Below are 25,326 nucleotides of genomic sequence, written 5' to 3'. Positions count from 1 at the left end.
CAGAATAAACAGCGGGAGGCGAAGAGGCCCACGAACCGGTCTTGCGAGGGTCCGCTTCCCCGTCGCGGAACACCCCGTCCGCCGGTCCAAAATCGTCCGCGCTGGCAGGTCTCCCGGCTTGCGGAGCAGGGTTTTGCCCTTCGATCCCCGCCTTCCCGATCCCGTCAGGGATCAGTGGCCTCGGGCATCTCTCCGGTCACGGTCGCGGGGGCGGCTGCATTTTGGACCCAAATCTTGCCGATTCGGACCCTATCGCATTCCCTCTTCGCCTGTCATAGGACAGGAACCAACGCCGGGCCACCATTTGCCCCTGGCCGCCTCTTGTCAAGCCGAAGGACCCCGTCCGATGACGCCTGAACCGGATACCCAAACGGCCGAGGAAACCGATGCCCGCCACGCCGCGAAAATGGCGAAGAAGAAGGCCGCCCGCGACAAGATCATGGCGACCAAGAGCGGCGAGAAGGGCCTCATCATCGTCCATACCGGCGCCGGAAAGGGCAAGTCCTCCTCCGCCTTCGGCATGATCGTGCGCTGCGTCGCCCATGGCTTCCCCTGCGCGGTCGTGCAGTTCATCAAGGGCGCCTGGGATACAGGCGAGCGGCGCCTCCTCACCGGCCATTTCGGCGATCTCTGCCAGTTCCACGCGATGGGCGAAGGTTTCACCTGGGAGACGCAGGACCGCGCCCGCGACATCGCCGCTGCGCGCGCCGGCTGGGAGAAGGCCAAGGAGCTGATTCTCGATCCCAGCTTGCGCATGGTCGTGCTCGACGAGATCAACATCGCGCTGCGCTACGACTACCTCGATATCGCTGAGGTCGTCGAGTTCCTGACGACGCAAAAGCCTGCGATGACACATGTCGTGCTCACCGGGCGCAATGCCAAGGACGAGCTGATCGAGATCGCCGACCTCGTCACCGAGATGACGCTGGTCAAGCATCCGTTCCGCTCCGGCATCAAGGCGCAAGCCGGCGTCGAGTTCTGAAGACACACGCGATGGCGCGCGCATTGATGATCCAGGGGGCCGGCTCGGACGTGGGCAAGTCGCTCATCGTCGCCGGCCTTGCGCGCGCCTTCACGCGGCGTGGGCTGCGCGTGCTTCCCTTCAAGCCGCAGAACATGTCGAACAATGCCGCCGTGACCGTCGACGGCGGCGAGATCGGCCGCGCCCAAGCACTGCAAGCCCTCGCCGCCGGCGTCGAGCCGCACACCGACATGAACCCGGTGCTCCTGAAGCCCGAGACCGATGTCGGCGCGCAGGTCGTTGTCCACGGCAAACGCATCGCGACCGCGCGGGCGCGCGAATACGCGGCGATGAAACCGTCATTGATGGGCGCGGTGCTGGAGAGCTTTGAGCGGTTGAAGGCGCGCGCCGATCTCGTGCTGGTCGAAGGCGCCGGCAGCCCCGCCGAGGTCAATTTGCGCAAGGCCGACATCGCCAACATGGGTTTTGCGCGCAAGGCCGACGTGCCCGTCGTGCTGATCGGCGATATCGACCGTGGCGGCGTCATCGCCCAGCTCGTCGGCATCAAGACGGTGATCGACCCCGACGATGCCGCGATGATCCAGGGTTTTGTCATCAACAAATTTCGCGGCGATCCCACGCTGTTCGATGACGGCTACAAGCTGATCGAAGCAAAGACCGCCTGGCGCGGTTTTGGTGTGCTGCCCTGGTTTGCGCGCGCCGGCGAGCTGCCCGCCGAGGACGCGCTGGGCCTGAGTGATGCGCGAAAGCCGGGCCAATGCAAGATCGCTTGCCTTGCGCTGTCGCGGATCGCCAATTTCGACGATCTCGATCCGCTCAAGCTCGAGGCGGGCGTCGATCTCGTCATGGTGCGGCCGGGTGAAGCGATCCCCGGCGATGTGCGTCTCGTCATCATCCCCGGCTCCAAATCCACCCGCGGCGACCTCGCCTTCCTGCGCGCGCAGGGCTGGGACATTGATCTCCTGGCGCATTATCGCCGCGGCGGCCACGTGCTCGGCCTCTGCGGCGGCTATCAGATGCTCGGACGCAGCGTTGCCGACCCCGACGGGATCGAAGGCCCTGCCGGCGACACACCGGGCCTCGGGCTCTTGGATGTGCAAACGGTGATGAGCCCGCAGAAAACACTGACACGGGTCACGGCCGTGCATGCGGCAACCAACCAGCCGATCCAGGCTTACGAAATCCACATCGGCCGCACCGACGGGCCCGATCGCGCCCGTCCGTTCGCCAAACTGAATGGCGAGCCTGAAGGCGCAATCTCCAGCGATGGCCGCGTACAGGGTAGCTATTTGCACGGCCTGTTCACGTCGGATGATTTCCGGAAAGCGTTTTTGACCAAGCTCGACATCCCGGCAGGCGACGAGCCCTATCACAGCAGGGTCGAGAGCGCGCTCGATGCGCTCGCCGATCACATCGAAAAGCATCTCGACGTCGAAGGCCTGCTTTCGCTAGCGCGCTAGGACCTCGGCGAGGCGCGTCCATTCGGGCTCGCTGCCCGGAAGTCCGAGCCGCAGCCATGTCGGCTTCTGCGCGAAGACGCGCGACCAGATCTGGCCGCGCGCGAGCTTCTCCTGCGCGGCCAGCGCATCCGGCGTCTCGTAGAGACGAAACAGCGGCGTGCCGCCAACGAACCGCCAGCCCTGCGCTCGCGCCATGTCGTCGAGACGGGCACAGTCGCGCACAAGCCGCGCTGACGTGGACTCCGCCCAGGCATCATCACGCAATGCGCGGCAGCCGATTGCGATCGCAGCCCCCGAGACCGGCCATGGCCCCGACATCGCCGCAATCCTGGCGATGTCCGCCGCGCTACCGAGTGCAAACCCAAGCCGCAGGCCGGCCAGACCATAAAACTTCCCGAAGGAGCGCAGGATCAGCAGCCCCGGATGATCCGCTTCCGGCGCAAGCGACAGCTGCGGAACGGCGTCGACAAAGCTCTCGTCGATGACGAGACGGCCGACGCGCGGCAGCAGTGCCAGCAAATCCTGCGGCGTATGGCACCGGCCATCGGGGTTGTTGGGGTTGACGACGATGGCGAGATCCGCGCCCACCAGTGCCTCGAGATCGCCGACCTCCAGGACATCCCAGCCCGCAGCCGACAGGACTCCGGCATATTCGTTATAGGTCGGCGCGAGGATGCGGGCGCGGCCGCGCGGCCCAAGCTGCGGCAGCAATTGAATTGCGGCTTGCGCGCCGCCCATCGCGACGAGCGCCGCGCTCGTGCGGTAGGCGTGCTGCGCCGCCTGATGCAAGGCATCGATCTCGGCACGCGACGGCAGCGCGCTCCACGCGCGCATGCTCACCTCGCCCGCCGGATAAGGCAGCCGGTTGATCCCCGTCGAGAGATCGATCCAGTCCTCCGCGCGTCCGCCAAAACGCTGCTGGGCCAGATCGAGATTTCCGCCGTGCTCACGCATGTCCCGTTCTTTCACGCGAAAGCCAGGATCGCAAGGACGCCGGCCAGCAGCAGCATGGCGCGGCGGTAGATCGTCAACCCCCGCGTGATATCGGCGGCGAGCGGATCGCGCGCACCTTCGTTCAGCCAGGGCTCGTTCGTGACGCTGCCGTGGTAGATCCGGGGACCGCTGAGCCGCACGCCGAGCGCGCCCGCCATCGCCGCTTCCGGCCAGCCGGCGTTGGGCGAGCGATGCCGGCGCGCATCGCGCGTCGTGCACGACAATGCTTCCGCCCTGTGCGGCGCCAGCAGCACGAACAGAAACCCGGTCAGCCGCGCCGGAATGAAATTGGCGACGTCGTCGATCCGCGCCGCCGCCCAGCCAAAGGCTTCGTGTCGCTCGCTGCGATGGCCGATCATGGAGTCCAGCGTGTTGATAGCCTTGTAACCCAAAATGCCGGGCAGGCCGAACAGCGCGCCCCAGAACACGGGCGCCACGATGCCGTCGGAGGCGTTTTCCGCAAGACTCTCGATCGCCGCGCGCGCGATGCCGGCTTCATCGAGCGCCGCAGGATCGCGGCCGACGATGCGCGAGACCGCGTCGCGCGCGCCGGCGATGTCGCCGGCCTGCAAAGGTGCGGCAACGGCGGCAACATGATCATGCAGCGAGCGCAGCGCGACCAGCGGCCAGGCCAGGACCCCCGCCAGCACGATCTGGATCCAGCCCGAGGGGAGCAACGACTGAAGCGCCCAGCCGAGTGCGGCCGAGACCGCGATCACAAGGAACGCTCCGGCAATGCCCGCGGCACGGCGCAGCGCCGGCGGATCGGACCCGCGATTCCAGGCGGTGTCGATGGCCGCGATCAGGCGGCCGAGCCAGGTCACGGGATGGCCGATCCGTGCGAACAGCGGGGCCGGCCAGCCCAACAGGGCATCCACCGCCATCGCCACCGCCATCGCACCCGCAAAGCCCACACAAATCTCCCGTCTCGCTCCGCCCCTGTTGCGCAAGACGGCGGCCGAGCGCAAGCCCCTGGCCGCCTGATTTCGGCTTTGTCTTTGGCCCCGTTTGGTGATTAGTGCTGGCCGACAGGAGACTTTTATGGCCGTCATCTTGATCACGGGCGGAGCGCGATCGGGCAAGAGCCGGCGTGCGGAGACGCGCACGCAGGCCTTTCCCGGGCGGCCTGTGTACATTGCCACAGCCGAGGCGCTCGACGCCGAAATGGAGGACCGCATCGCAAAGCACCGCGCGCGACGCGGAGCCGACTGGATCGAGCGCGAGGTGCCGCTCGACCTTGTGCAGGCCCTGGTCGAGACCGAGGGCGGCGGCGCGAGACTGGTCGATTGCCTGACGCTCTGGCTGTCCAACCTGCTGCATTCCGAGCGCGATTGGTCGCGCGAGGTCACGCATCTCGCTGAGGTTCTCCCTCGCTTGCGCAGTCCGGTCATCATGGTCACCAATGAGGTCGGCCTCGGAATCGTGCCCGACAACGCGCTGGCGCGCGCCTATCGCGATGCTGCCGGAATCATGAACCAGACGTTCGCCGGCGTTGCCGACGAGGTCGAGTTCGTGGTCGCCGGACTGCCGATGAAGCTGAAATGATCCCTCGCACCGAAACGATCCGGGACGTCATCGCCGATCTCAGGATGGCGGCGTCGTTCGTCACGCTCCTGCCGGTCGGATCGTCAAAGCCTGCGGCCGACGGCGCCATCGCGCGCGCGACCTGGGCGCTGCCCGTCGCGGGACTGCTGGTCGGACTTGCCGGCGCCTTGGTCTACAAGATCGCCAGCCGGCTCGGACTGACGCCGAACCTTGCCGCCCTGCTCGCACTGGCCACGACCGCCCTCATCACCGGCGCGCTGCACGAGGACGGGCTTGCCGATACCGCCGACGGGCTCGGCGGCGGCCGCACGCGCGAGCGCAAGCTCGAGATCATGCGCGACAGCCGCATCGGGACCTATGGCGCCTGCGCACTGATCCTGTCGTTCGGCCTGCGTTGGAGCGCGCTCGCGGCGATCGCCAATCCGTGGCTGGTGACGCTGGCGCTGTGCGCTGCGCATTGCGCAGCCCGCGCGGGCGTGCCGGCGTTGATGTCGCTGGTACCGCCGGCGCGGCCTGACGGACTGTCGGCAAGCGCCGGAGCGCCGCCGGGCCGCAGCGTCGCCATCGCCTTTGCCGTTGGAACTCTCGCTCTCACCCTCGCACTTGGACCGGGCAAGGCACTGGTCGGCCTGATCCTGCTGTCGCTCGCAGGCCTGATCCTGGCACGGCTTGCCATCCGCCAGATCGGCGGGCAGACCGGCGACCTTCTCGGCGCCTTCGAGCAGACCGGCGAAATCGTGATCCTGCTCGTTGCCGCGGCCTTCCAGATGGGACGATGACCTCATGGTCGAGTTCGACGACACCTTCCGCCAACACTTGCGCGAGCTGTTCGTATGGCGCCGTGACGTGCGCCGCTTTCGCACCGATCCCTTGCCGGACGGCGCGGTGGAACGCCTGATTGAGACGGCCTGTCTTTCCCCGTCGGTCGGCCTCAGCCAACCCTGGCGCTTCGTCATCGTCGACGATGCCGCACGGCGCACTGCCGTGATCGACGATTTCAGGACTTGCAACGGCGACGCGCTGAATGCGTATGCCGGTGAACGCGCCGCGCGCTATGCCACCCTAAAGCTGTCGGGCCTCGAACAGGCCCCCGGCCACCTCGCCGTGTTCGCGGACAAGGCCAGCGACACCGGGCACGGCCTCGGGCGCGCGACCATGCCGGAGACGACGGAGTATTCTGTCGTCGCGGCGATCACCGCAATGTGGCTCGCCGCGCGTGCGGAAGGCATCGGTCTCGGCTGGGTGTCGATCCTGCATCCCGATCGCATCCACACCATTCTCGACGTGCCTGATACCTGGAAATTCATCGCCTATCTCTGCATCGGCTATCCGGAAGTCGAATGCGACCAGCCCGAGCTGGAGCAGGCGAAATGGGAGCACCGGCGAAGCGCGAACGAATTCACGCTGCGGCGCTAGGGCCGCGCCCTCCTCCGTCATTGCGAGCGCAGCGAAGCAATCCAGAATCTTGCCGCGGAGGTAGTCTGGATTGCTTCGTCGCAAGAGCTTCTCGCAATGACGACTGAGAGAGGCAACCTGCCACTACGACTTGCTGCCAGCAACCGCCGCCACAGGCGCGACGCTTTCCTGTTTCTGGAACATCAACAGCGGCCGGAAGATGATGCGGCCATAGGCCTCGTAGTGGTTCTGGGTCGAGACCGCCATCTTCAGCGGCGTCGCGTAGTTTGCCTCAAAGGTCATGAACGGCGCGTAGGTCCAGGAGAAGCCGACGCCGACCGAGCCCAGTTCGGTGACGCCGGGGAATGTCGAATATACTGCACCCCAGTCGGTGAAGATGTAGGTGTCAAAGCCCTTGAGCCATGACGACCAATTGTAGTGCAGCTCGGCGTTGAAATAATAGCCGCTGTCGCCGGACGCCGAGTTGGAGGGATAACCACGCACGGTGGTCGGACCGCCGATCGAGAAGATCTGGTCGCCCGGCAGCAGCTTCTCCTGCGTGTACTGCCAGCTCGCAAGCACGTTGGCGCTGAAATTCGCCGGACCCGCCGCGCTGGTCGCGATCAACGAGCCGGTATAGGTGTTGAACGCGCGGTTGTTGCCGAGCACGTGGTCCTGCCACGCGATGTAGTTCACCGCCGGCGAGACCGTGATCGAATAGCTGTTGCCGGAATTGGTTACCGAAAATCCGGCCGTAGCCTTGTCGTAATGATCGTCGGTGACGGCGACCGTGGCGAAGCGGCTCACCGTCTTGCCCTCGGTCTCGGCGGCGTTGAACAGCACCAGCCAGTTCTGTGTCACCCAGATCGGCTGGCTGAAATTGATCGCGGCCTGGCTGGAGCGTCCGGTGACGTCGAGCGCGACGAACGGTCCCTGGATGATCTTGATCTTGCCTTCGGTGTAGCTGACGCCGACGCGGCCGCCCCAGGGATTGACCGGAATGCTGTAGGCGGCGTTGCCGTTGAGATTGCCGTCGGAGCGCACGCCATAGAAGGTCAGGCGGTCGTCGACGCCGAACAGGCCGTGGCGCTTGTAGAACGCCCCGCCCTCCCAGCGCCCGGTGTTCTCGACGCCCTGGTTGTCGGTGAAGAGCTGCAAGGTGTCGATCGGCGGCTCGATCACCGCGAATTGGAGGTCGGTCAGACCAAAACTCGTGCCGGGCTGGAGCAGCGCCTTGATCTGCACATCGTTGGTGCGGTTGAACCAGATCACGTCGCGATTGAGCTTTGGAACGTCGAGGACCTCGCCTTCCGGCTCCTTGACGCGCTGAAGGATGTAGTCGGTGCGAGTCTGCTTGTTGCCTTCGATGGTCGTCTTCTGGAGCCGGCCTTCGGTCAGCTTGATCTTGACCACCCCGCCCTTGGCATCCTGATCGGGCAGCGTCGCGATGCCGGTGACGATGCCGCGCGCGGTGTAGACGGCATTGATGTCGGCGACGAGCTGCAACAGCGAGGCGATGTCGACATCCTTGCCGACATATTTCTTCGCGATCTCGTCGAGCTCCGCGGGCGTGATGAACTTCGACGCGTCAAACTCCACCTTGCGCAGGCGGAATTTCGGCCCGCCCGGTTTCAACAGCTGGGACTTCTCCCGCTCGCCGCCAATCACCGCCGGCCCGTTGAGCTTGGGCGGCGCGCTCTGCTGTTCGAGCTGCCGGCGCTGCCGGTCGACGTCGTTCTGGATCACGCCGGGATTGATCGACTGGGAGCGCGCGGAGACAATGCAGCAAGCTGCCAGCCCGACCCCCAATGCTGCCCCCAGAATCCGCATCCCGCTACCACGCTTCCGCGAGGCGACCAATGGCCGGCTTCGCTGTTTCAATCGCGGCGTCCTTCCAGCCCTGACGTCCCGTACGCTGCCCCTGGCGGCGCAGCTTGCGCATGTCGCTCAGCCCCTCGATATTGACGGCGGGACCGGAACCGATGGTTTCGACCGGTCGCGGCGTCAGCAGCGCATCGAGACGCGCCTGGCCGGAGAGGCCGAGCAGGTAGAACGTTCCTCCGTCCTTCTTCGCGAGCCAGGTTTCGATGCTCTCGCTACCCTCGCCGTCGACGGAAATGTTGCGCACCATGCTAGCGCCGGTGAAGTTGCTGCAGCAGATGTGGTTCGGACCGTAATTGGTGACGGTTGCCGAGATGTCGCCGGTGTAGAACACCACATAGGCATTGCTGACATTGGCGTTGCCGACCTGGCTCATCGTGAACACGCCGTCCGGCTGGTACAGCTGGATCGTCGGCCCGTTGGACGGCGCCAGCGTGCGGTTGTTGAGCAACACCTGCTGCGTGGCGGTGGTGAGCAGGAGCTGGCCCGGGACATAGCCGTTCAGGATCGTCACGGCGTGCGCATCGGTGAAGAAGTTCGCGTCCACCACCTTGAACTGGTTGACGATGATGCTGTCCGGATCGATCGAGATGTTGGCGGACTTCGCAACGCCGCCGTTGTAGCCGGTGATGTTCATGATCAGCGGGACCGCTGGGTTCGAGCGGATCTGCTCGCCCCTGACGTTGATCGTGTCTGCCGCAAGATCGAGCTCCCTGACGACGCTGACCCAGCCGATCGTCAGGTCACCCGACGAGGTCATCTTGACGGTGTCGCCGCTGATCCGGTCGAACGAGACCGATCCGGCCACCTCGAAATGTGTATCGCCGTGCGCTGAGATTGATCCGCCGCGGAGCGAGCCCGTGTCGGACTTGACGTCGAGGTCACCGGCATCGCCCGGGATACCCGTCGTGGTAAGCTGGCTGAAGACAATGTCGTTCACGGCGTGCACGGTCTGCGTGCCGCCGCTGGTGGCGGTGCCAACAGTGATCCCTCCGGCGGTCGCGGTGATGCCGAGCGTGCCGCCCACGTTGAGATTATCCCAATGAACGACCGTTCCGCCCAGGACCGCGTTGCCGGTCGAGGCCGTGAGGTTATGACCGGTGTTGGTGCCCGCCGCGATCAGCCGCGCCGAGCCGTTGGCCGTGACCGAGCCCAGCGTCGGCATGCCACCGGCCATCACCGTCTGCGCCAGGATGAAGCCGTTGTCGGCGGTAACGTTGATGCTGCCGGCATCGCCGTTGATGCCCGTCGCCGTCAGCGCGTTAAACGTCACGCTGTCGTGGGCGCGGATAGTTTGCGTGCCGCCGCTCTGCGCGGTCTGGAGCGCAATGCTGCCCTGGCCTGCGGTCATGCCCAGCGTTGTGCCGACATTGAGGACGTTCCAGTTGATCGGGCCGCCGCCGGCCGTCAGCAGCCCCGAGCCGGTCGTGGCGGCGAACGTGTTGCCGGTGATGGTCGTGGCGGCAACCAGGCTCGCCGAGCCGTTGGCGGAGACCGAGCCCTGCGTTGTCACACCGCCCGAGGTCACCGTCTGGGCCAGGATGAAGCCGTTGTCGGCGGTGACATTGATATTGCCGGCATCGCCATTGATGCCCGTCGTGGTCAGCGCGTTAAAGGTCGCGTTATCGCGGGCATGGATGGTCTGGGTGCCGCCGCTCTGCGCGGTCTGGAGCGTGATGCTGCCCTGGCTCGCGGTCGCGCCCAGCGTCGTGCCGACATTGAGGGCGTTCCAGTTGATCGGGCCGCCGGTGGCCGTCAGCAGGCCCGATCCGGTCGTCGCAGCGAGCGTGTTGCCGGTGATGGTTGTGGCGGCAACCAGACTCGCCGAGCCGTGGGCGGAGACCGAGCCCAGCGTTGTCACACCGCCCGAGGTCACCGTCTGGGCCAGGATGAAGCCGTTGTCGGCGGTGACATTGATGTTGCCGACGTCACCGCTGTTGCCGGTGGTCGCGAGCGACTTGAACGTCACATTCTGGCCGGCATGGACCGTCTGCGAGCCGCTGCTGTCGGCGGTGCCGATGACGATGCTGCCGTTGTTGGCGACCGCGCTGAAGCTGCCGCTCGCGCCGGTCGCGGTGCCCGCCAGCACTTGGTCGAGCGTTAGCCCACCGGCGCCGATGATGTCCACGTTGCCTTTCACCGCGGAGAGCAGGCTCGCCTCGGTGTCGGTCAGCGCCTTCAGGTAGATGCCCCCGGCGCTCGCGCTCGCCGACAGCCGTACCGCGTTGAGCGTGAACCGACTCGTCGCGTTGCCGATGCCGTTCGACGCGTTCAGCGACACCCCGGCGCCCGCGCCGGATGCCACAAACTTGGTCTGGCCGTCGCCGTTGTCGATGATCGCTCCGAGCGAGGCGACGCCGCCTGCGGTAACGATGATCGAGGGCGCGTTCGAGGCCGCCGCGTAAGACAGCAACGAATTCAGCTGGCCGATCGTCGCATCCCCCGTGGTGGTCACCGAGATCACACCAGCCGCGTTGATGGCCGAATAGGCGCCCATCGACAGCGTCGCGGCGACCAGCGTCACGCCGCCCGAGCTGCTGGTCGCAACCACCGGCGCCGCGCTGGTGCCGGCCGCGAAGGTCATGCCGCGGTTGGCGAGCAGTTGCATCAGGCCAGCGCTGGTGATGCTGGTATTGATGGTGAGCGCGCCGCGCGGCACGTTCAGCGTCAGTACGCCGCCGGCCGTCAGCGCCCCATAGGCGCCGCTCGTGCCGACCATCAGATCGCCGGCGACCGCGAGGATGCTGAGGTCGCCGACCGCCGAGCCGGTCACCGCGCCCGAGATGTTCACCTGCAGCGGCTGGAAGGTCGAACCGTTGAAGCCAATGTTGCCGCCGGCGCGCAGATCGAGGTCGGTGCCAAGGATGTGGATCGCCGTGCGATCCGTGAAGTCGGATTCGGCGTAGATGCTGCCCGTCGCGGCGAGCTGGATCGCATTGCCGGCGGCGATATTGCCGAGGACGAGATCGCCGGTGGTCTGCTTCACGTAGATGCCCTGCGCCGACGAAACCTGGTCGAGCTGGTCGTTGCTCGGATCGGCGAACGCGATCTGAAGCGCGTTCGTGTTGGTCGCGGGATTGCTTCCGGCGGCCCCGGCTGCACCGACATTGCCGCGCTCCGCGATCAGGGTCAGGTTGCCGATATCACCTGATATGACCGGCCCGCTCACATTGGCGAAGATGCTGGTCACGGCGTCGAGCTTGACGTCGCCGCGGCCGGTCACCTGGATGCCGCCAGCCTGCGCGGCCGCGATCGGGCCGTAATTCGCGGTGACGCCGCCGAGCGCGAGGCTGTTCTTGCTGCCGAGGTAGATGTTGGTCAGCGCCTTGGCCGAGATCGCGATCGGGTTGTCGACCACGACGAGGTTCTGCTGCGACAGGCTGACCGTATAGGTCGTGACATGGGTCGTGGGATCGGTGACCGCACCGACGGTGAGCTGGCCCGGACCGGCGGTGGCCAGCAATCCCCTCTGCTCCGGCGTCAGCGAGGAGGCATCGACGCTGGTGAAGGTGAACGTCTGGGGCGCCGCCGAATTGCCGACCGAGCCGCGCGGCGCGTAGAGCATGATCTGGTTCGCACTGACATTGGCGACCACGTTGTCGTCGATCGGCGGCGGCGCCGCGCCGACGGCCGACGACGACACCGTGTAGGCGAGCTGGCTCTGCGTCCACTGCGAGCCCGCCGTGATGATGCCGTAGACCCGCTCGGTCGAGGCCAGCGTGTAGCTGTAGGTCGCATTATAGGCGTTCAGCGCCGTCTGCAGCGCCGTATTGGTCGGCATGCGCTGATTGGCCGTCGAGACGCCGTCGAACAACTTGGTGAACAGGGTCGACGACAGCGAGCTGCCGAACAACGTCGCCAGCGGATCCGCGGGTGCGGTGCCGAGCAATGTCGTCAGCGAGCTCTTGAGTTCGTCGGTGGTGATCTTGCCGAGCAGGAACTGATCCCTCAGGAACCGCGTCGTGGCCTCGTTCTTCATCTGCGTCGTCGAGACGTTGGCGGGATCGATGCCGAGCTTGGCAGCCACCTGCGCCCGCAGCACCGTCAGCCCCACCGAGGTCGGGTTGTAGGTGCTGCCGTTCGTGAACGCGATGTTCTTGAGCTGGAAGTAGTCGTTGTAGGCCGACGTCACCATCGACTGGTAGCTGTTGACGGCGTTGGTCGCCGCATTGCCGCTCAGCAGGTCGAGGCTGGCCCAGACGTCCTGCAGATGCTGGCTCTGCGCCTGCGTGAGACCAACCACCGCCCGGCCGTTCAGGATGTTGGCCGGATTGTTGTCGGAACCCGCTGCTTCCAGGAAGACCGGGCCGCCGCTCGACTGCACCGTGCCGAGGCGCAGATCGCCCTTGGACTGGACGATATAGGTGCCGGTCGCCGAAGAGCTGTCGAGCACGCCGCCATCGACGGCGCCGCTCGCCTGAACCGTCCCCGTCGCCTGGATCACCAGCGGATTGATATTGGTCAGGGTGGAGGCGTTGTTGACGACGGCGCTCGTCGCGCCGATCGCACCGGACGTGGAGTTGATCTCGATATTCTTGCCGATCACGACCGGGTTGGCGACGTTGTAGGCGGAAGCCGAGTTGATGTCGCCGGTCGCCGACAGGAAGACGTTGCCCTGCGGCGTGGCGCCCGCGGCATTCACCTTCACCTGGTTGATCGACAGCGCCCCGATGGCCGAGATCGCGATGTCGCGGTCGATCGAGCTCGCGGTCAGGCTGCCGCCATAGAGCTGCACCTGGACGGGCGCCTTGGTGGTGCCGAGCGTGCCGATACCGCCGTCACCCCGAAGCGTCACGCTCGTCCCCGAGATCACCGGGTTGTTGGCATTGGCGCCGACGGTGATCGACGAGTTGGTGCCGGTGGCGGCAAGCGTCGTCGTGCCCTGCTGGTTGTTGATCGACCCGTTGATGACGATGCCGGAGGTCGAATTGACCACGACGTCGCTGCTACTGCCGCCGATGAACTTGATGTTGATCGGGTTCGACGCCTTGACCGTGTTGGTCAGCGTGAGCGTCAGGTGATCATAGATCGCCTGGTACCAGTTGTACTGGGCGTCCGCGCCGCAGCACGCGTTGGAATGGGTGTTGAGTCCAACGGGGCTCCCATCCGGATTCACGCCTCCCGCCCAGTGATAGCTGCCTGTGGCGGTGGTGACTTTCTGATAGTTGCTGCTCTGCGTGCCTGAAACCAGGTTGGTCGAGCGGGTCCAGTTCTCGCCGGTGACCTGATTGGGCGTGAAGCTCCAGCCATAGTCGAACTGCGTGCTGGTGGGTAGACGATCCAGCGTCGCGGTGTCGACCCATTGATAGAGCATGTTCTCCTGCGTCGCGTACTGGACGCCCGCCGTACCGGTCCTGGCCGTAAGCATCGACGGGTCGATCGCGGCCGCAGTGACACTGTTGGTCTCGTACCGCGACACCTGCTGGCTGCTTGCAGCCTTGGGATCGTAAACCCACCACGTCGTCTTCCCCTTGAGCTGGTCGACGATCTCGACCACGCTCTGGGCAGTGACGCTGGTATTGATGGTGTTGGTGACGAGCTGGAGCCCGCTGGTGTTGTTGACGGTGACCGTGCCGGCGCCGCCTTTGATCTCGATGTTACCCTGGGTCTGGGTGTTGTCGGTCGAGGTCGAGATGATCTTGCCGTTGAGGTAGACGTAGCCGCCGGCGCCCTGCGCCACGCCATTCAGGATGAGCTGGTCGGTGAGAGCGTTGTACCTGACCCCGATCTTGGCGTCGCCGCTGGCCGACGCCGTCACGGAGCCCGAGATGTCGTAATAGACGCCGTTCCGCGCATTGGCCTGGGCCGCGGCAAAATCCGCGCCGCCGTTGCGATTCTTGAGGCCGTTGCTGCCATAGATGGCATCGTACGCAGCGGCGCCGATGTTGACCGAGTAGTTGCTGCTCGAGCCGGCCTGGATGATGCCGTTGATGTTGATCACCGACGCCGAGATGATGACCGCCTGGCCGCTGATGGTCCGGGTGGCTGTCGCGGTGGCCGGCGAATCCGCGGTCTTCGGCGTGATCGCATCCGGCTGGATGTTGATCACCTGGAAGAAGCCCGAGCTGTCGCAGGCTGACGCACAGTTGAACGGCGTCTTGTACGGACCGCTATCGGTGTAGACGTTGCGGCCGTCATAAGTCGTTTTCTTCCACTGCGCGAGCACGACATTGGCCGAGTCCTGCGACTGCCCCTCGATGATCTTGAGGGTCGCGATGTCAGGCACGCTGCCGGCATCGGGAGTGCTGGTGTTCCCAGGCGTACCCCTGCCCACCGGCAGGAAGATCGATGAATAGAGCGAGGTGCCGTCGTAATACGTCATCAGCATGCGCGCGGTGAAGATCGTGCTGGCGTCGGCGTTGCCGACGGGTTGATACACTCCGTGGCTGCCGTCGGTGCAGCAGTAATAGAAATAGGGGTGATCGGTTCCCGAAGCGATATGCGGAGCGGTATAGTAGTCGCCGTAGGCGCCGAGATAGGTCGCCGCCGTCATCACCGCGGTCAGCGTGTCTTCCGGCCTGTTTTCAGTGGTGGCCCATTGCGAGGTGACCGCGCTGCCGCTGTCGTAGAAGCTCCCGATACCGCCGAGGAAGGTGAAGGTGCCTTTGGGCACCACGATCTGGACGGTCGCGGCGCTGAGCGACTGCGATGCGACGACGCTGCCGAGATTGTTGATGATCTTGAGCAGGCCGTTCGCGTTGTTGACGGCGCCATTGAAATAGATGTCGGGCGTGCGGGTCAGCACGTTGCCGTTCTGGTCAATGCCCTGACCGGAGTCGGGATCCAGGCGGTTGTAGGTGGCGGAGACGTCGATGACCGGCGTCGCGCTCGGCATCGCGGTGAAGGTCACATTGGAATGCGAATCCGGGTCGACATGGTCGATCTGGCGATAGGTGATGTTACCTCCGGTCACATCGGTGACCGTGAGGTTGCCCAGGCTCATGAAGTCGAGGCCCTTGTTCTCGATCTTGATCAATGGCGAGCTGCGCGCGATGACCGCGGGCGCGGCAGGATTCGTGCCGCTGTTTCCGGTGAGCTTCTGCGCCAGGATCGAGACGTTGCCGGCGGACACCAGGATGTCACCGAACGCAAAGGCGTTGCCGGGCGCGTCGGAGGTGAACGGCGCCTGCTTGATCAGCGTGTCGATCTGCCGCTGGATGTCGCCGGTCGGATCGGTGCCGGACGGCGACATGATGGCGGGCGCCGTCGGAGTCGCCGCCGCGAGCTGCGCGCGGACCTGCGTCGCGGTCAGGCCGGTCAGCGTCGCCAGCTGGCTGACGACCAGATCGTAAGGATTGAAGTTGCCGACGATAGTGTACTGAACCGTCTGGTGGTTCCAGCTCATCACCGGACTGAAGTGGTTGACGTCGGAGACGGACTCGAGGACCGACGAGGAGCCGTTGGTCAGCGTCGAGTCCGGACTGGTCGTGCTCAATGTCGGCGTGGATGCGCCCAGATTGATCGTGATCGTCAAATCGTTGTTGACGCCAGCAACCACCCGGCCGTTGAGCGCGACGTCGCCGGTTCCACTGGTGTGGCTGTGGTTGTCGCTGTTCTTGGCGCTGAAGATGTCGAGATACGGATTGTAGTTGCTGCCGTTGCCGGTGGCCGTGACCTGCCCCTGCGTGGCGCCGAGATAGATGTCGCGCGCGCCGAGAATGCTCGAGGTCGGAGCGAGCGTCAGGCTCGTGGTGTCGTCGGCATTGGCCGTGCCGCGATAGAGCGCCGAGATCGGAATGGCGGTGTTGTTGTAGACCACCGTCGTCGCCGTCGCCTGCACGCTGCTGAAGACGGTGCCATCGCCGGACAGGCCGGCATACATGGTGATGTCACGCCAGGCCACGATCTTCGCGTTGTCGCCGACATTGACGGACTGGTTGGCATGGACCCAACTGTTGGTGCTGGCGCCGACGCCCGCGATCGCGCCGTAGAGGCTGGCATTGGCGTTGTTCGCCGCCGCCATCTTCGCGGCCGTGCCGACATAGATCTTGCCGGCGCTGAACAGCTCGCGGGCGTTGATCTTGACCGCGAGCGTGGCATTCGCCGTCATGTTGGATTCGGCGCCGCCGCCGGCGAAGAAGCTGGCGGTGGCGAGGCTCGCGGTATCGTTGGTGCTCAGCGTGTTGTAGGCCTCGATGTTGATCACCGCGGTCGAGGTCCTGGGATCGTCGTTGAGGCTCAGCACCGTGCCGGCGCCGATATTGGTATTGACGCGCTGGGTCACGAAGGACTCGCTCAGCGCCGCCGCTCCCGAGAATGAGCCGCCCGAGCCCGATCGCGCGCCGCCGCCGGCTTGGTTGACGATGTCGTTGGCGATGACGACCATGTCGCCGGCCGCCGAGTTGATGATCAGATGCGTCCCGATCTCGGCTGTCGTGGTGGAGTCGACGTCGTTCCTGGTCTTGCCGGCGGACACGCCCGCCGTGGACGCCTGATAGGCGTCGCCGCTCGCGGCGTAATTCGTGGTGTGCGTCGCCTTGATCGTGAGGCCGCCGAGATAGAGCGTGTCGTCCGTCGAGCCGCCGTCGAACCGCGCATTGGTTACGGCGGTCGAGCTGGTGGTGGCGACCGCCGCCGCACCGGCATAGGTACCGCCCGCGCCGACTATCGCGTTGGAGAAATTCGTGTCCCTGCCGTCCGCCTGGATCGTGAGCTTGCCGGTGTAGGCGGCGCGGTTCAGGGCGTCCATATCTGCGGGCGCGCCCAGATAGGCGTAGGTTTTCGCGTCCGACGACGTTTGGGCCACGGTGGCGCCGAGGGCCAGGAAGCCGCTCGAAAGACCGGTCCCCTCGGCATATTGCGAGCTGTCGTTTTCAGCCGTGATGGACACGTCGGCATTGGGGAGCCGGATTCCCGCCCCGCCATAGGCCTTGACCGTCGCGTTTTCGGAGGCCCTTGCGAAACTGCCCTGCGCGCCGATCAGCGAGCCGCCGCCGCCGGCGAGCGCCTTGGCCCAGGTCGTCGTGCCATAGATCGGCGTGGTCGTGGTTCCGTTCGTTTGCGTGCCGATGATGGGGACGAGCGCCATGGCGGTCACGGCGAGCTTGCCACCCGAGAAGCTGGTGTTGTCACCGACATCGGCCGTGACCGTGGCTCCGACGGTCGATTGGGCGATGGCGACGCCGACCGCGCCGCCGCCGACCGACACGCCGATCGCCTCGCTCAACAGATTCGGCTTGATCGCGGCTCCCACCAGCGTGCCGTCGCCGGTCGCAGACGTGGTGATGACTGCGCCGGATCCGATCTCGGCGAGCACGCCCGAGTTTTCGTGGGCCTCTGCATCCGCGCCGGCGCCGGCGACGATACCGCCCGAGAGCGCCGTTGCCGTCGTCGTCAAGGTGCCAGCGCCCGAGGCCCCGACACCCAATGTCGAAGTGTTGACGGTAGCGTCGTCCAGGACCCGCGCTGTGACGGAGCTGTTTCGGCTTGCCGTTGCGACCGAAGCGCCGGCGGCCACGGCGCCGGCACTTGCGCCGCCGGTGAAGACGACCTGGCTCGTTGAATCCTGCGCCAGGACGGCGACGCCGTTGCCCCCCGTGCCGGTGATCTGGCCGCCAAGCAAGGCCACCACGGTGTTGCTGACATTGCCGACCGCCACCGAGGCCTGAGCGCCGAAGTAAAGCGCCGCACCGCCGGCGATCGCCTCGGTATCGATGGTCTTGCCGGCATAAGGTCCGTCGGTCGCATCCTTGACGACCGCCAGGACGTTGACGGCGGGCGCCGCGACGGCCAAAGGCGTATCCGCGGCCACCAGCACGCCGGCGCCGTTGCGTCCGTAGTCGCTGAGGTTGGCGACCACGGTGCTGTTGACGCTGGTGTAGCCGATGCCGGCGCCAATGCCGAGATTCTTGGCAAAGCCCGCGCCGAGCAGATACATCTTGGCCGCGTTGGCGCTGGTGGCCGAGACGTTGACTTGCGTGCCCGTGACGTTGCCGCCCGCGATCTGGGCGATGACCGCGTCATTGCCGCCGCTCAGGATATTGCTGACGTCGTAGGTCGAGCTGACATTGGCACTGTTCGGATTGCCGGCCGTGCCGCTCGCGACGGCACCACTGCCATGCGTGTTGCTGGTGCCGCTGTTGACGGACGCGATGGTGCCGTTGCCACCTTGGTTGAGCTGGCCGGTCTGCTGGCCCTGCGTGTCGGCGTCCGCGGTGTTGGTGCCGATGATGATGACGCCGACGGTCGCGCCGATGCCGGCGCTGCCGCCGATGCCGGCGGTGACCGCGTAGGACAGCACCTCCTTGGTGCTGAGCGCGTTGACGTTGATCGCGCCTGACGAGTTCAGATTGCTGTTCCAGCTCTCGGCAACGGTCCGGCTCTTGAACACGATGACGTTGGCCGCAGCGCCGACGCCGACCCCTCCTCCGCTGGCGCCGACCGCGAGCGCGCCCGCGATCTCCTTGATCGCGACGTCCTCGTTGGCGTTAACCGTGACCGCGCCGGCCGCACCGCCCGTCACCCCCTGCAGCGTGGTGTCGTAGACGCCGGCGATGGTGGTGTTGTTGGCGACCTCGATGTTCGCCATGCCGGCGATCGCGGCGGTGCCCGTCGAGAGCGCGCCACCGATTGCATAGGCCTCGAAGCGGTTCTTGGTCTTGGCTTCGACGTCGAGCGCACCGCTCAAATTGAGCGCGGTGGTGTGCGCGGCGCCATTGCCCTGATAGCGGAACTCATCGCCGACATAGGCCAGCGTCCGGTTCGAGGAGACCTGGACCAGGAACGCCGCGCCGATCGCGGCCTGGCTGCCATAGGCACCAGAGCCGTTCGCGGAGAAGATGCCGGTGTTGTTGTTGGCGTTGACCGTCAGCGACGAAGCGGTCAGCGCGCCGCCGTCGACATAGGCTTCCGTGGTCGCCTGGAAGACGTTCAGGCCGACCGAGCCGCTGTTGAAGCCGATCGCAATCGAGGACGCATCCTGCTCCGCATTGGCCTTCACGGTCACGGCGCCCAACGTCGCGCTCGACGACTGGACGCCGCCGACCGTGGCATTGGTGATATAGGCGAAGGTCTCGCGCGACATCGTCGTCGAGACAATCGTCGCGCCACCGCCGCCGCTGCTGCCGTAGGCGATGCCTGCGCCGAATGCGCCGGAATAGGAGAAGCTCGATGCGGCCACCTCGATCTGCGGCTTGAGCGTCGACGAGGTCAGGCGCGTGTCGATGGACGCGCTGTCGATATAGGCTCGTGTCGCCCCGCTCATCACGTTAGTGATCGGGTTGATCATGATCGAGATGCCGCCACTCGCGGCGACCGACGCGACGTTGGTCACGACAGCCTGGTGCGAGCTCGCGACCACGGCGAGGCCGCGCAGGACGTCCTGGTTCTCGGTGAGGTCGGGCGTGGTGTCGGTCGGCGCGTGGGCCGTGCCGAGATCGAAGGCATGGACGAGGGTGCCGTTGTTGACCGACAGCGTATCGGTGGTGCTGGTTCCCAGCGCGTCGACCTTGGTGTTCACCCCGCGGATATAGGCGGCCGTGGTTCCGGTGATCTGGTTGGTCACCAGCGAACCAGCGCCGCCAGCCGCGCCCTTGCTGATCGACAGGGCGCCGGCGAACACGGCCGCCTTGTCGTTGTTGCCCGCGACCACGCCGACATTGTTGGTGGCCGTGACATCGGCCCCGTTGATGCCGTTGGTGCCGGCGGCAGTGATGTTGGCGGTGACGTTGGTCCCCATCAGATTGGTGGCGACCGAACCGGCGAGGCCAACCTGCGAGGACATCGCAACGCCAACGGCAACGGTCGAAATGGCGGCATTCGAATTCGCACCGACGGCGACACTGCCGGATGCGGTCAGCTTGGAGCCGGTGACGCCGACGCTGACGTTGTTGGCGATGCTGCTGTAGACGAGCGCCAGACCCGCGGCGCTTCCTTGCGTCGACGCCCCCGCGATGGCGGCGGTTCCGGTGATGCTGGAATTGTCGGTCGCGTTGACGGAAATGTTCTTGGCCGTGACGCTCGATTGCGTCGTGCTGGACAAATTGTTGCCGATGGCCGCCGAGACGGTGTTGCCGATCGAGCTGATCGTCGTGCCGCCGACGCCCGCGAACTGTCCGGTCGCAAGGCCGAAGCCGATCGTGACAGCCTGGATCTTGGAGGAATCGATCGCGCTCACGCTGACATTGCCGTTGCTGCCGGCCGTCATCAGGACGTTGGCGATATAGGCCGAGTGCGTCGTCGCAACGGTGTTGTAGACGATCGAGGCGCCGACATTGTTCTTGCCGGCCTGGACGAGGCCGGCAACGGAGACGATGCTGGCGCCCGGACCGTTACCCGTGCCCCCGTTGAGCGCTGCCGCGCCGAAGTCGATGCAGTTCTGCCCGCCCGTGCCGCCGGCGACCGTGCAGGTGTCCTCGGCGAGATGATTATTGTTCGACTTCTTGACGAGGTTTCCGAGAGCCGTATCCAGCGCCGACACTGCGCCGCTGTCCGCCAGCACCGTTACGCGGCCAACGTCGATGTTCACCGTGGCGCCGCTGCTGATATAGGCCGTCGTGGTCGGCGAGATCTCGCTGACGACGATCGCGCCGGCAAGCCCGTTGGACCCTGCCCCGCCCGAGGCCGCACCGGCCGCGATCACGCTGGCGCTGTCGGCCATCACCAGCAGGGTGTCGTAGTTCGAGATCGAGGTGCTGCGGATATGCGCGTCGGTCGCGTTCCCACCCGTGGGATCGGCGATCGACGCGTAGGTCAGCCCGATGCCGACGCCGGCCTGGCCACCGGCTATATAGAGCGACCCGCCGCCGATCGCGATGTTCGTGGTCTGGTAGGCGTCGACCTCGAGCGCGCGATTGACGCCGGTCGCTTGCCCCGTGATCGTCGAGCTCTCGATATAGGCGTTGGCGCTGTCCGTGATGATGCCGACGGAGGCCGACAGCGACGCCGCATTGGATTTCGATCCCGCCACGCCGATGGCGACGACGGTCTCCGAGCCGCCGTTGAGCGCCTGCACCGTCACCGAACTCTGGTTGTTCACGGTGGTGCCGTAGATATAGGCGAGTGTCGCGTTGTTCGACATCGCCGCCGCGATCGCACCGCCGATCGCAGCCCCCGTGGCGGACCCGCCGGCCAGATTGAGCGCCGCCGAGCCCGAACCGTTGTTGAGCATGGTGTCGTTGAGCGCCTGAACGATCGTGTTGGTCAGCACGGCGCCGCTCGTGGTGTACTTGTTGACCGTCGTATTCCTGATGTAGGCGCTGGTGCCGAGCGAGACGTCGCTCACCGACGAGCTGCCGGCGAGATCGAGACTGAAGCCGCTGGTGCTCGATCCCGAGGTCGAACCGATCTTGCTTGCGGCCGTCGCGACGCCACCGGCCCCGCCGGTCGAGGCCGCGCCCGCGGCGTCCGCCTTGTCGGAGAAGCTGGACGACGCCGGATCGGAGACCGATGCCGCGACGGCGGCCGCGGTGATGCGCCCCGAGGTTGTCGCGCTGAGTGTCAGATTGTCGACATTGACCGCCCCGCTTCCGCCGCTGGTGCCAGCGAACGGATCGTTGGCGCTGAACACGCCGGGCCGGATGTCGGAATGGTTGTCGCCGATATAGGCGGAGGTGTCGGTATTTGCGCCGAGATAGGCGACCGACAAGCCGACCGCCGAACCGCCGCTCCCGTTATAGCTCATCGCGCCGGACAGCGTCACGACCGACAGATCCTGCTGCGCCAGGATGCCGACCGTCGGTGCATAGACGGTGGCCTGGCTCGATATCGACGCGTGCGTCGTGTTGTTCAGGAAACCGAGCGAAGTGATGCCATTCAGCGCCAGCGTGCCGGCAGCCTTGCCGGACGACGGTGCGACAGCGACGAACCGGTCTGAAGTGATCGCGTTGACGGCGATGTCGTCCGCCGCACGCAGCGTCGCGCGATCCGAAACGCCGGCGATGGTATTGGTGTTGAACTGGACGAGATTGAGCGCGCCGCCGACGGAGGAGCCGCCCGAGGTGTTGCCGAACAGGAAGCCGAGCGTGCCGACATTGCCGGCGGCGTCGATCGACGCCGTGGTCGTGGTGGCCGCGATTTGGATGCTGGCGTTGTAGGTATGGACGTCGCCATTGTCCATCCCGACCGACCAGCCGGTGCCACTGCCGCAGGCCGCGGTCGCGCAGGTCGCCGTCAGGCTCGCGCTTCCGGCCACCCACGCCGTCGTGTTGTTGTTCACAACGAAATGATTCAGCGAACCGGCGATGCCGATCGTGTCGCCGGCGTCCGCGGTGGCATTGGCGTAGCTGGTCAGGATGTTGCCGCCGACGCCGAGATTGCCGTTGAGGTGGCTCAGCACCGCGCCCAAACCATCCCACTTCAGCCAGGAATTGGTGATCGGCAGTTCGGTGGTGGCATCGACGGCGATGTTCGCTGCGTTGATCAGTGTGCCATTGCCGACATAGGCGTTCGAATTATGCGTGAAATTGCCCCAGGCGACGGCCGCGCTGATCGCGGTGCTCTCGCCGGACACCGGATCCTTCGTGATCGCGCTGGACGTCGCATTGCTGCGAACGCCGCGATCGATGACATTGCTGGCAACGGCAACGTTGCCGCTGGCATAGATGCTCGGCGCGCCGCCGCTCGGATTTTGCGCGATCGCAGCGGTCGCGCTCTGGCTGCTGTTGGCCAGCGACAGCGCGCCTGCGACCTTGAAATCGAAGCTCAACGGCATCAGCGAGCCCATATGGTCCCTGATGATCGACGTCGGCGAGGTGACGGCGCGCAGTCCTCGTTCGATCGCCGCGATCAGCGCCGGCAGGCCGGCGATGGACGAGGCCATCGTGGAATTGCTCGTCGTGTCCGACGTCGCTTCAACGAGAACGGAGCCGTTCATCCGGTTGGCGGTATCGGTTCCGAGCGATGCGCCGAGCGTCGCGGTCACGGACGTCGTGATGTCGCTGATGGCGAACGCCCCGCCGACGGCGCCGCTCGCCCCTAGTCCGGGTGCCGCAACCGACGTTGCGCTGGTCGAGAACGAATTGTTGTTGATCGCGCGCACCTTCAGCGTGCTGCCGCTCGTGTTCACCAGGCCCGCCGCAATATGCGCGCCGGTCGCGACGTTGGCGGTCGTCGACACTGATCCCTTGGAATAGGCCACCGTCGGGACGATCTGCGCGCTCGTCGATGCCGCGAGGGCAGAGACGGCGATGGTCGCATCGTTGAGCGCCTTGATCTCGAGGTTGCCGCCGGCGTTGACCGTCGCGCCCGAGGCCACGTTGGTCGTGGCAGTGCCGTCGATCTTGCCGACGACCACGCCCGCCGCGACCGGCGTGAGGCTGCCGAGCAAGGTGGAGGCGACCGCCGGATCCGAGGCGGTCTCCGTGGCATGCGCGGAAATGGTGACATCGCCGCGGCCGTTGATGTCGGCATGGCTGTTGATGTTGATGGTCGCCGTGGCGCTTGCCGCGACATAGCCGCCATTGAGCCCGAGCAGCGAGGCGGCCAGCGTCGAGCCGACAAGCGCGAAATCACCGGCCACAGAACCGTTCAGGAAACTTGACACGGCGGTCGAGGTTGCGGTGATCGAGATGATGCCGCCGGTGATCTTGCCGTCGACCGTGATCGCCGTCGCGGCGGTGGCCTGGCCGGACAGCTTGATGTCGCTCGCCGTCGCCCTCAGCGTCACGTTACCATCGGCGTAGGTGGTCCCGCCGAAATTGACCGACTGGGCCAGGATCTGCGCGCCATTCATGATCTCGATGTTGGGCGCGTCGATGATGACGTTGTTGGCGTTGCCGGTCGAATGGCCGGAGCCATCGAGACGGCGGGTATCGATCATCGCATGCGCGGCGAGCGTGATGGAATGATCCGCCTGGATGAGGTAGTCGGCACCCGCGCTGAGCCCGGCGAGCGCATTAGCGATGGAGCTGTTCGACAGCGTCACGCCGGAGTCGCCCTGGGCGGCATCGCCCACGACCACGTCGGTGGGGTCGATCAGCAGCGTGCCGGCCTTGCCGTTGTCCGCACTGAGATCGACCTTGATGCCTTTCCCGATGTCGATGATCCCGTTCGCGCTGAAGTCGACGAGACCGGCATTGCCCGTCTTCGCGCTGGCATCGAACCTGGCGCCGCCCGCGACGGTCAGGTTCTGCGCCGCCTTCAGGCGGATCTCTCCGGCATTGCCGTTTGCGCTTGCGATGTTGAGATTGGCGTTCTTGCCGACATCGATGTTGTTGCCGGCCTGAACGGTAATGTTGCTCGGCGTTGCGGTCTTGCTCTGCGCGGTCAGACGCCCGTTGACCCTGGCATTGTTGACGGCGCCGATATGGATCGAGCCGTTGCTGACGGTGATCGCGCTGGCGCTGCGCAGGCCCTTGGAGTTGACGGAGGCCGCGAATTTCGCGGCGTGATCGAGATTGGCGATATCGCGCTGGGTGGCGCCGCCGACATAGACGTTCTGCCCGGTCAGCCGCACGCCGTCCTGGGCATTGACCCGGCCGTAGATGCGGATGTTGCCGTCGGGCGAGACCGGGAACGAGCCGGCCATCAGGTTGCCGACCGCCGACTGGTTGATCGCCCCGCCCGCGCCGATCAGGCTGTCGGTGAACTCGCGCGTCGGCGTCGAGACGTTGAGGCTGCCGACATTCACCGTGCCGGAACGGCCGACCACGAACCCCTTGGGATCGGCGAAATAGACGTTACCGCCGATCGCACCGTTCATGTAGGAGTTCAGCGTGCCATTGACGTAGACCGGCGCGTCGCGAACGATGTTGACGAGGTTTTGCGTGCCGGTCGGCAGTTGCAGGTTGACGGTGTTGCCCTGCCCGACGCTGAACTGCGAGAACGAGTTGAAGGCGTTGTTGCCGGAGACCGTCGACGTCGTGATGTTGGTGACGCCGCCGGAGGTCTGCAAGGACGTCCCGGTGCGTCCGTCCGGAACGATGACGTTCGCCGTCTGCGCCTGAACGCGGACGCTGAACACCGGCAGGAAGACCATCTGCATCGCGCAGAGCAGCGACATCGAGCGGAAGCGCGCAAGCCCCCGCAGCGTCGTCAGCTCATCGTTGTTTCGCGTCGCAGATGGTCCGCGCATTTCATATCCTCTTCATCGGCATTGGCGCCGATCCACGACCGGGTGGGAGAATGTCGTCG

The 25,326-nt window shown here is 65.8% G+C and carries 9 protein-coding genes and 1 riboswitch; of the genes, 5 read left to right on the top strand and 4 right to left on the bottom strand.

Translation table 11 applies throughout. The features are described 5' to 3' along the window. Positions 1-85: 85 nt before the first annotated feature. Positions 86-306, bottom strand: a riboswitch (cobalamin riboswitch). A 40-nt stretch (positions 307-346) separates the two neighbouring features. Next, positions 347-982: a cob(I)yrinic acid a,c-diamide adenosyltransferase gene (gene cobO, locus AAFG50_RS15140; protein WP_028172130.1), complete on the top strand. Its 636-nt coding sequence runs from the start codon at positions 347-349 to the stop codon at positions 980-982. 11 nt (positions 983-993) lie between these two features. Next, positions 994-2,442, top strand: a complete 1,449-nt coding sequence (locus tag AAFG50_RS15135) for a cobyric acid synthase (protein WP_028172131.1) — start codon at positions 994-996, stop codon at positions 2,440-2,442. Here the strand turns inward: AAFG50_RS15135 and cobD are convergent. Both cobD and cbiB read right to left on the bottom strand, forming a co-directional pair. Further along, positions 2,431-3,396: a threonine-phosphate decarboxylase CobD gene (gene cobD, locus AAFG50_RS15130; RefSeq protein ID WP_028172132.1), complete on the bottom strand. Its 966-nt coding sequence runs from the start codon at positions 3,394-3,396 to the stop codon at positions 2,431-2,433. The two genes, AAFG50_RS15135 and cobD, sit on opposite strands and share 12 nt — an antisense overlap. Before the next feature lie 11 nt (positions 3,397-3,407). Further along, positions 3,408-4,349 carry an adenosylcobinamide-phosphate synthase CbiB gene (gene cbiB / locus AAFG50_RS15125; protein ID WP_028172133.1) on the bottom strand — a complete coding sequence of 314 codons (942 nt, stop codon included), beginning with the start codon at positions 4,347-4,349 and terminating at the stop codon, positions 3,408-3,410. Between the two features lie 127 nt (positions 4,350-4,476). Between cbiB and cobU the strand changes: the two genes are divergently transcribed. The 3 genes from cobU to bluB are packed head-to-tail and all read left to right on the top strand — an operon-like array spanning position 4,477 to position 6,396. Further along, positions 4,477-4,980 (top strand): bifunctional adenosylcobinamide kinase/adenosylcobinamide-phosphate guanylyltransferase, encoded by a 504-nt coding sequence (cobU, locus tag AAFG50_RS15120; RefSeq protein WP_027549028.1) that lies wholly within the window; start codon positions 4,477-4,479, stop codon positions 4,978-4,980. Next, the gene (gene cobS / locus AAFG50_RS15115) at positions 4,977-5,759 is read left to right on the top strand and encodes an adenosylcobinamide-GDP ribazoletransferase (RefSeq protein ID WP_028172134.1); all 783 of its coding nucleotides are present in this window, start codon (positions 4,977-4,979) and stop codon (positions 5,757-5,759) included. The genes cobU and cobS overlap by 4 nt, the downstream gene beginning before the upstream one ends. A 4-nt stretch (positions 5,760-5,763) precedes the next feature. Then, complete coding sequence (gene bluB, locus AAFG50_RS15110; protein ID WP_011086038.1) at positions 5,764-6,396, top strand: 5,6-dimethylbenzimidazole synthase; 633 nt, start codon at positions 5,764-5,766, stop codon at positions 6,394-6,396. Between the two features lie 123 nt (positions 6,397-6,519). Here bluB and AAFG50_RS15105 read toward each other — a convergent pair whose 3' ends face one another. Together AAFG50_RS15105 and AAFG50_RS15100 are read right to left on the bottom strand one after the other, a co-directional pair. Then, positions 6,520-8,205, bottom strand: coding sequence for a ShlB/FhaC/HecB family hemolysin secretion/activation protein (locus AAFG50_RS15105; RefSeq protein ID WP_028172135.1), 1,686 nt, complete (start codon positions 8,203-8,205; stop codon positions 6,520-6,522). A gap of 4 nt (positions 8,206-8,209) precedes the next feature. Next, positions 8,210-25,267, bottom strand: a complete 17,058-nt coding sequence (locus tag AAFG50_RS15100; protein WP_028172136.1) for a leukotoxin LktA family filamentous adhesin — start codon at positions 25,265-25,267, stop codon at positions 8,210-8,212. Between the last annotated feature and the right edge of the window lie 59 nt (positions 25,268-25,326).

Origin of the sequence: Bradyrhizobium sp. B039 (assembly GCF_038965675.1) — a bacterium.
In the GTDB taxonomy this organism is placed as follows: Bacteria; Pseudomonadota; Alphaproteobacteria; order Rhizobiales; family Xanthobacteraceae; genus Bradyrhizobium; species Bradyrhizobium diazoefficiens.
The sequence above is the reverse complement of the archived record's forward strand: the minus strand, read 5'-3'. Positions and strand labels throughout refer to the sequence as shown.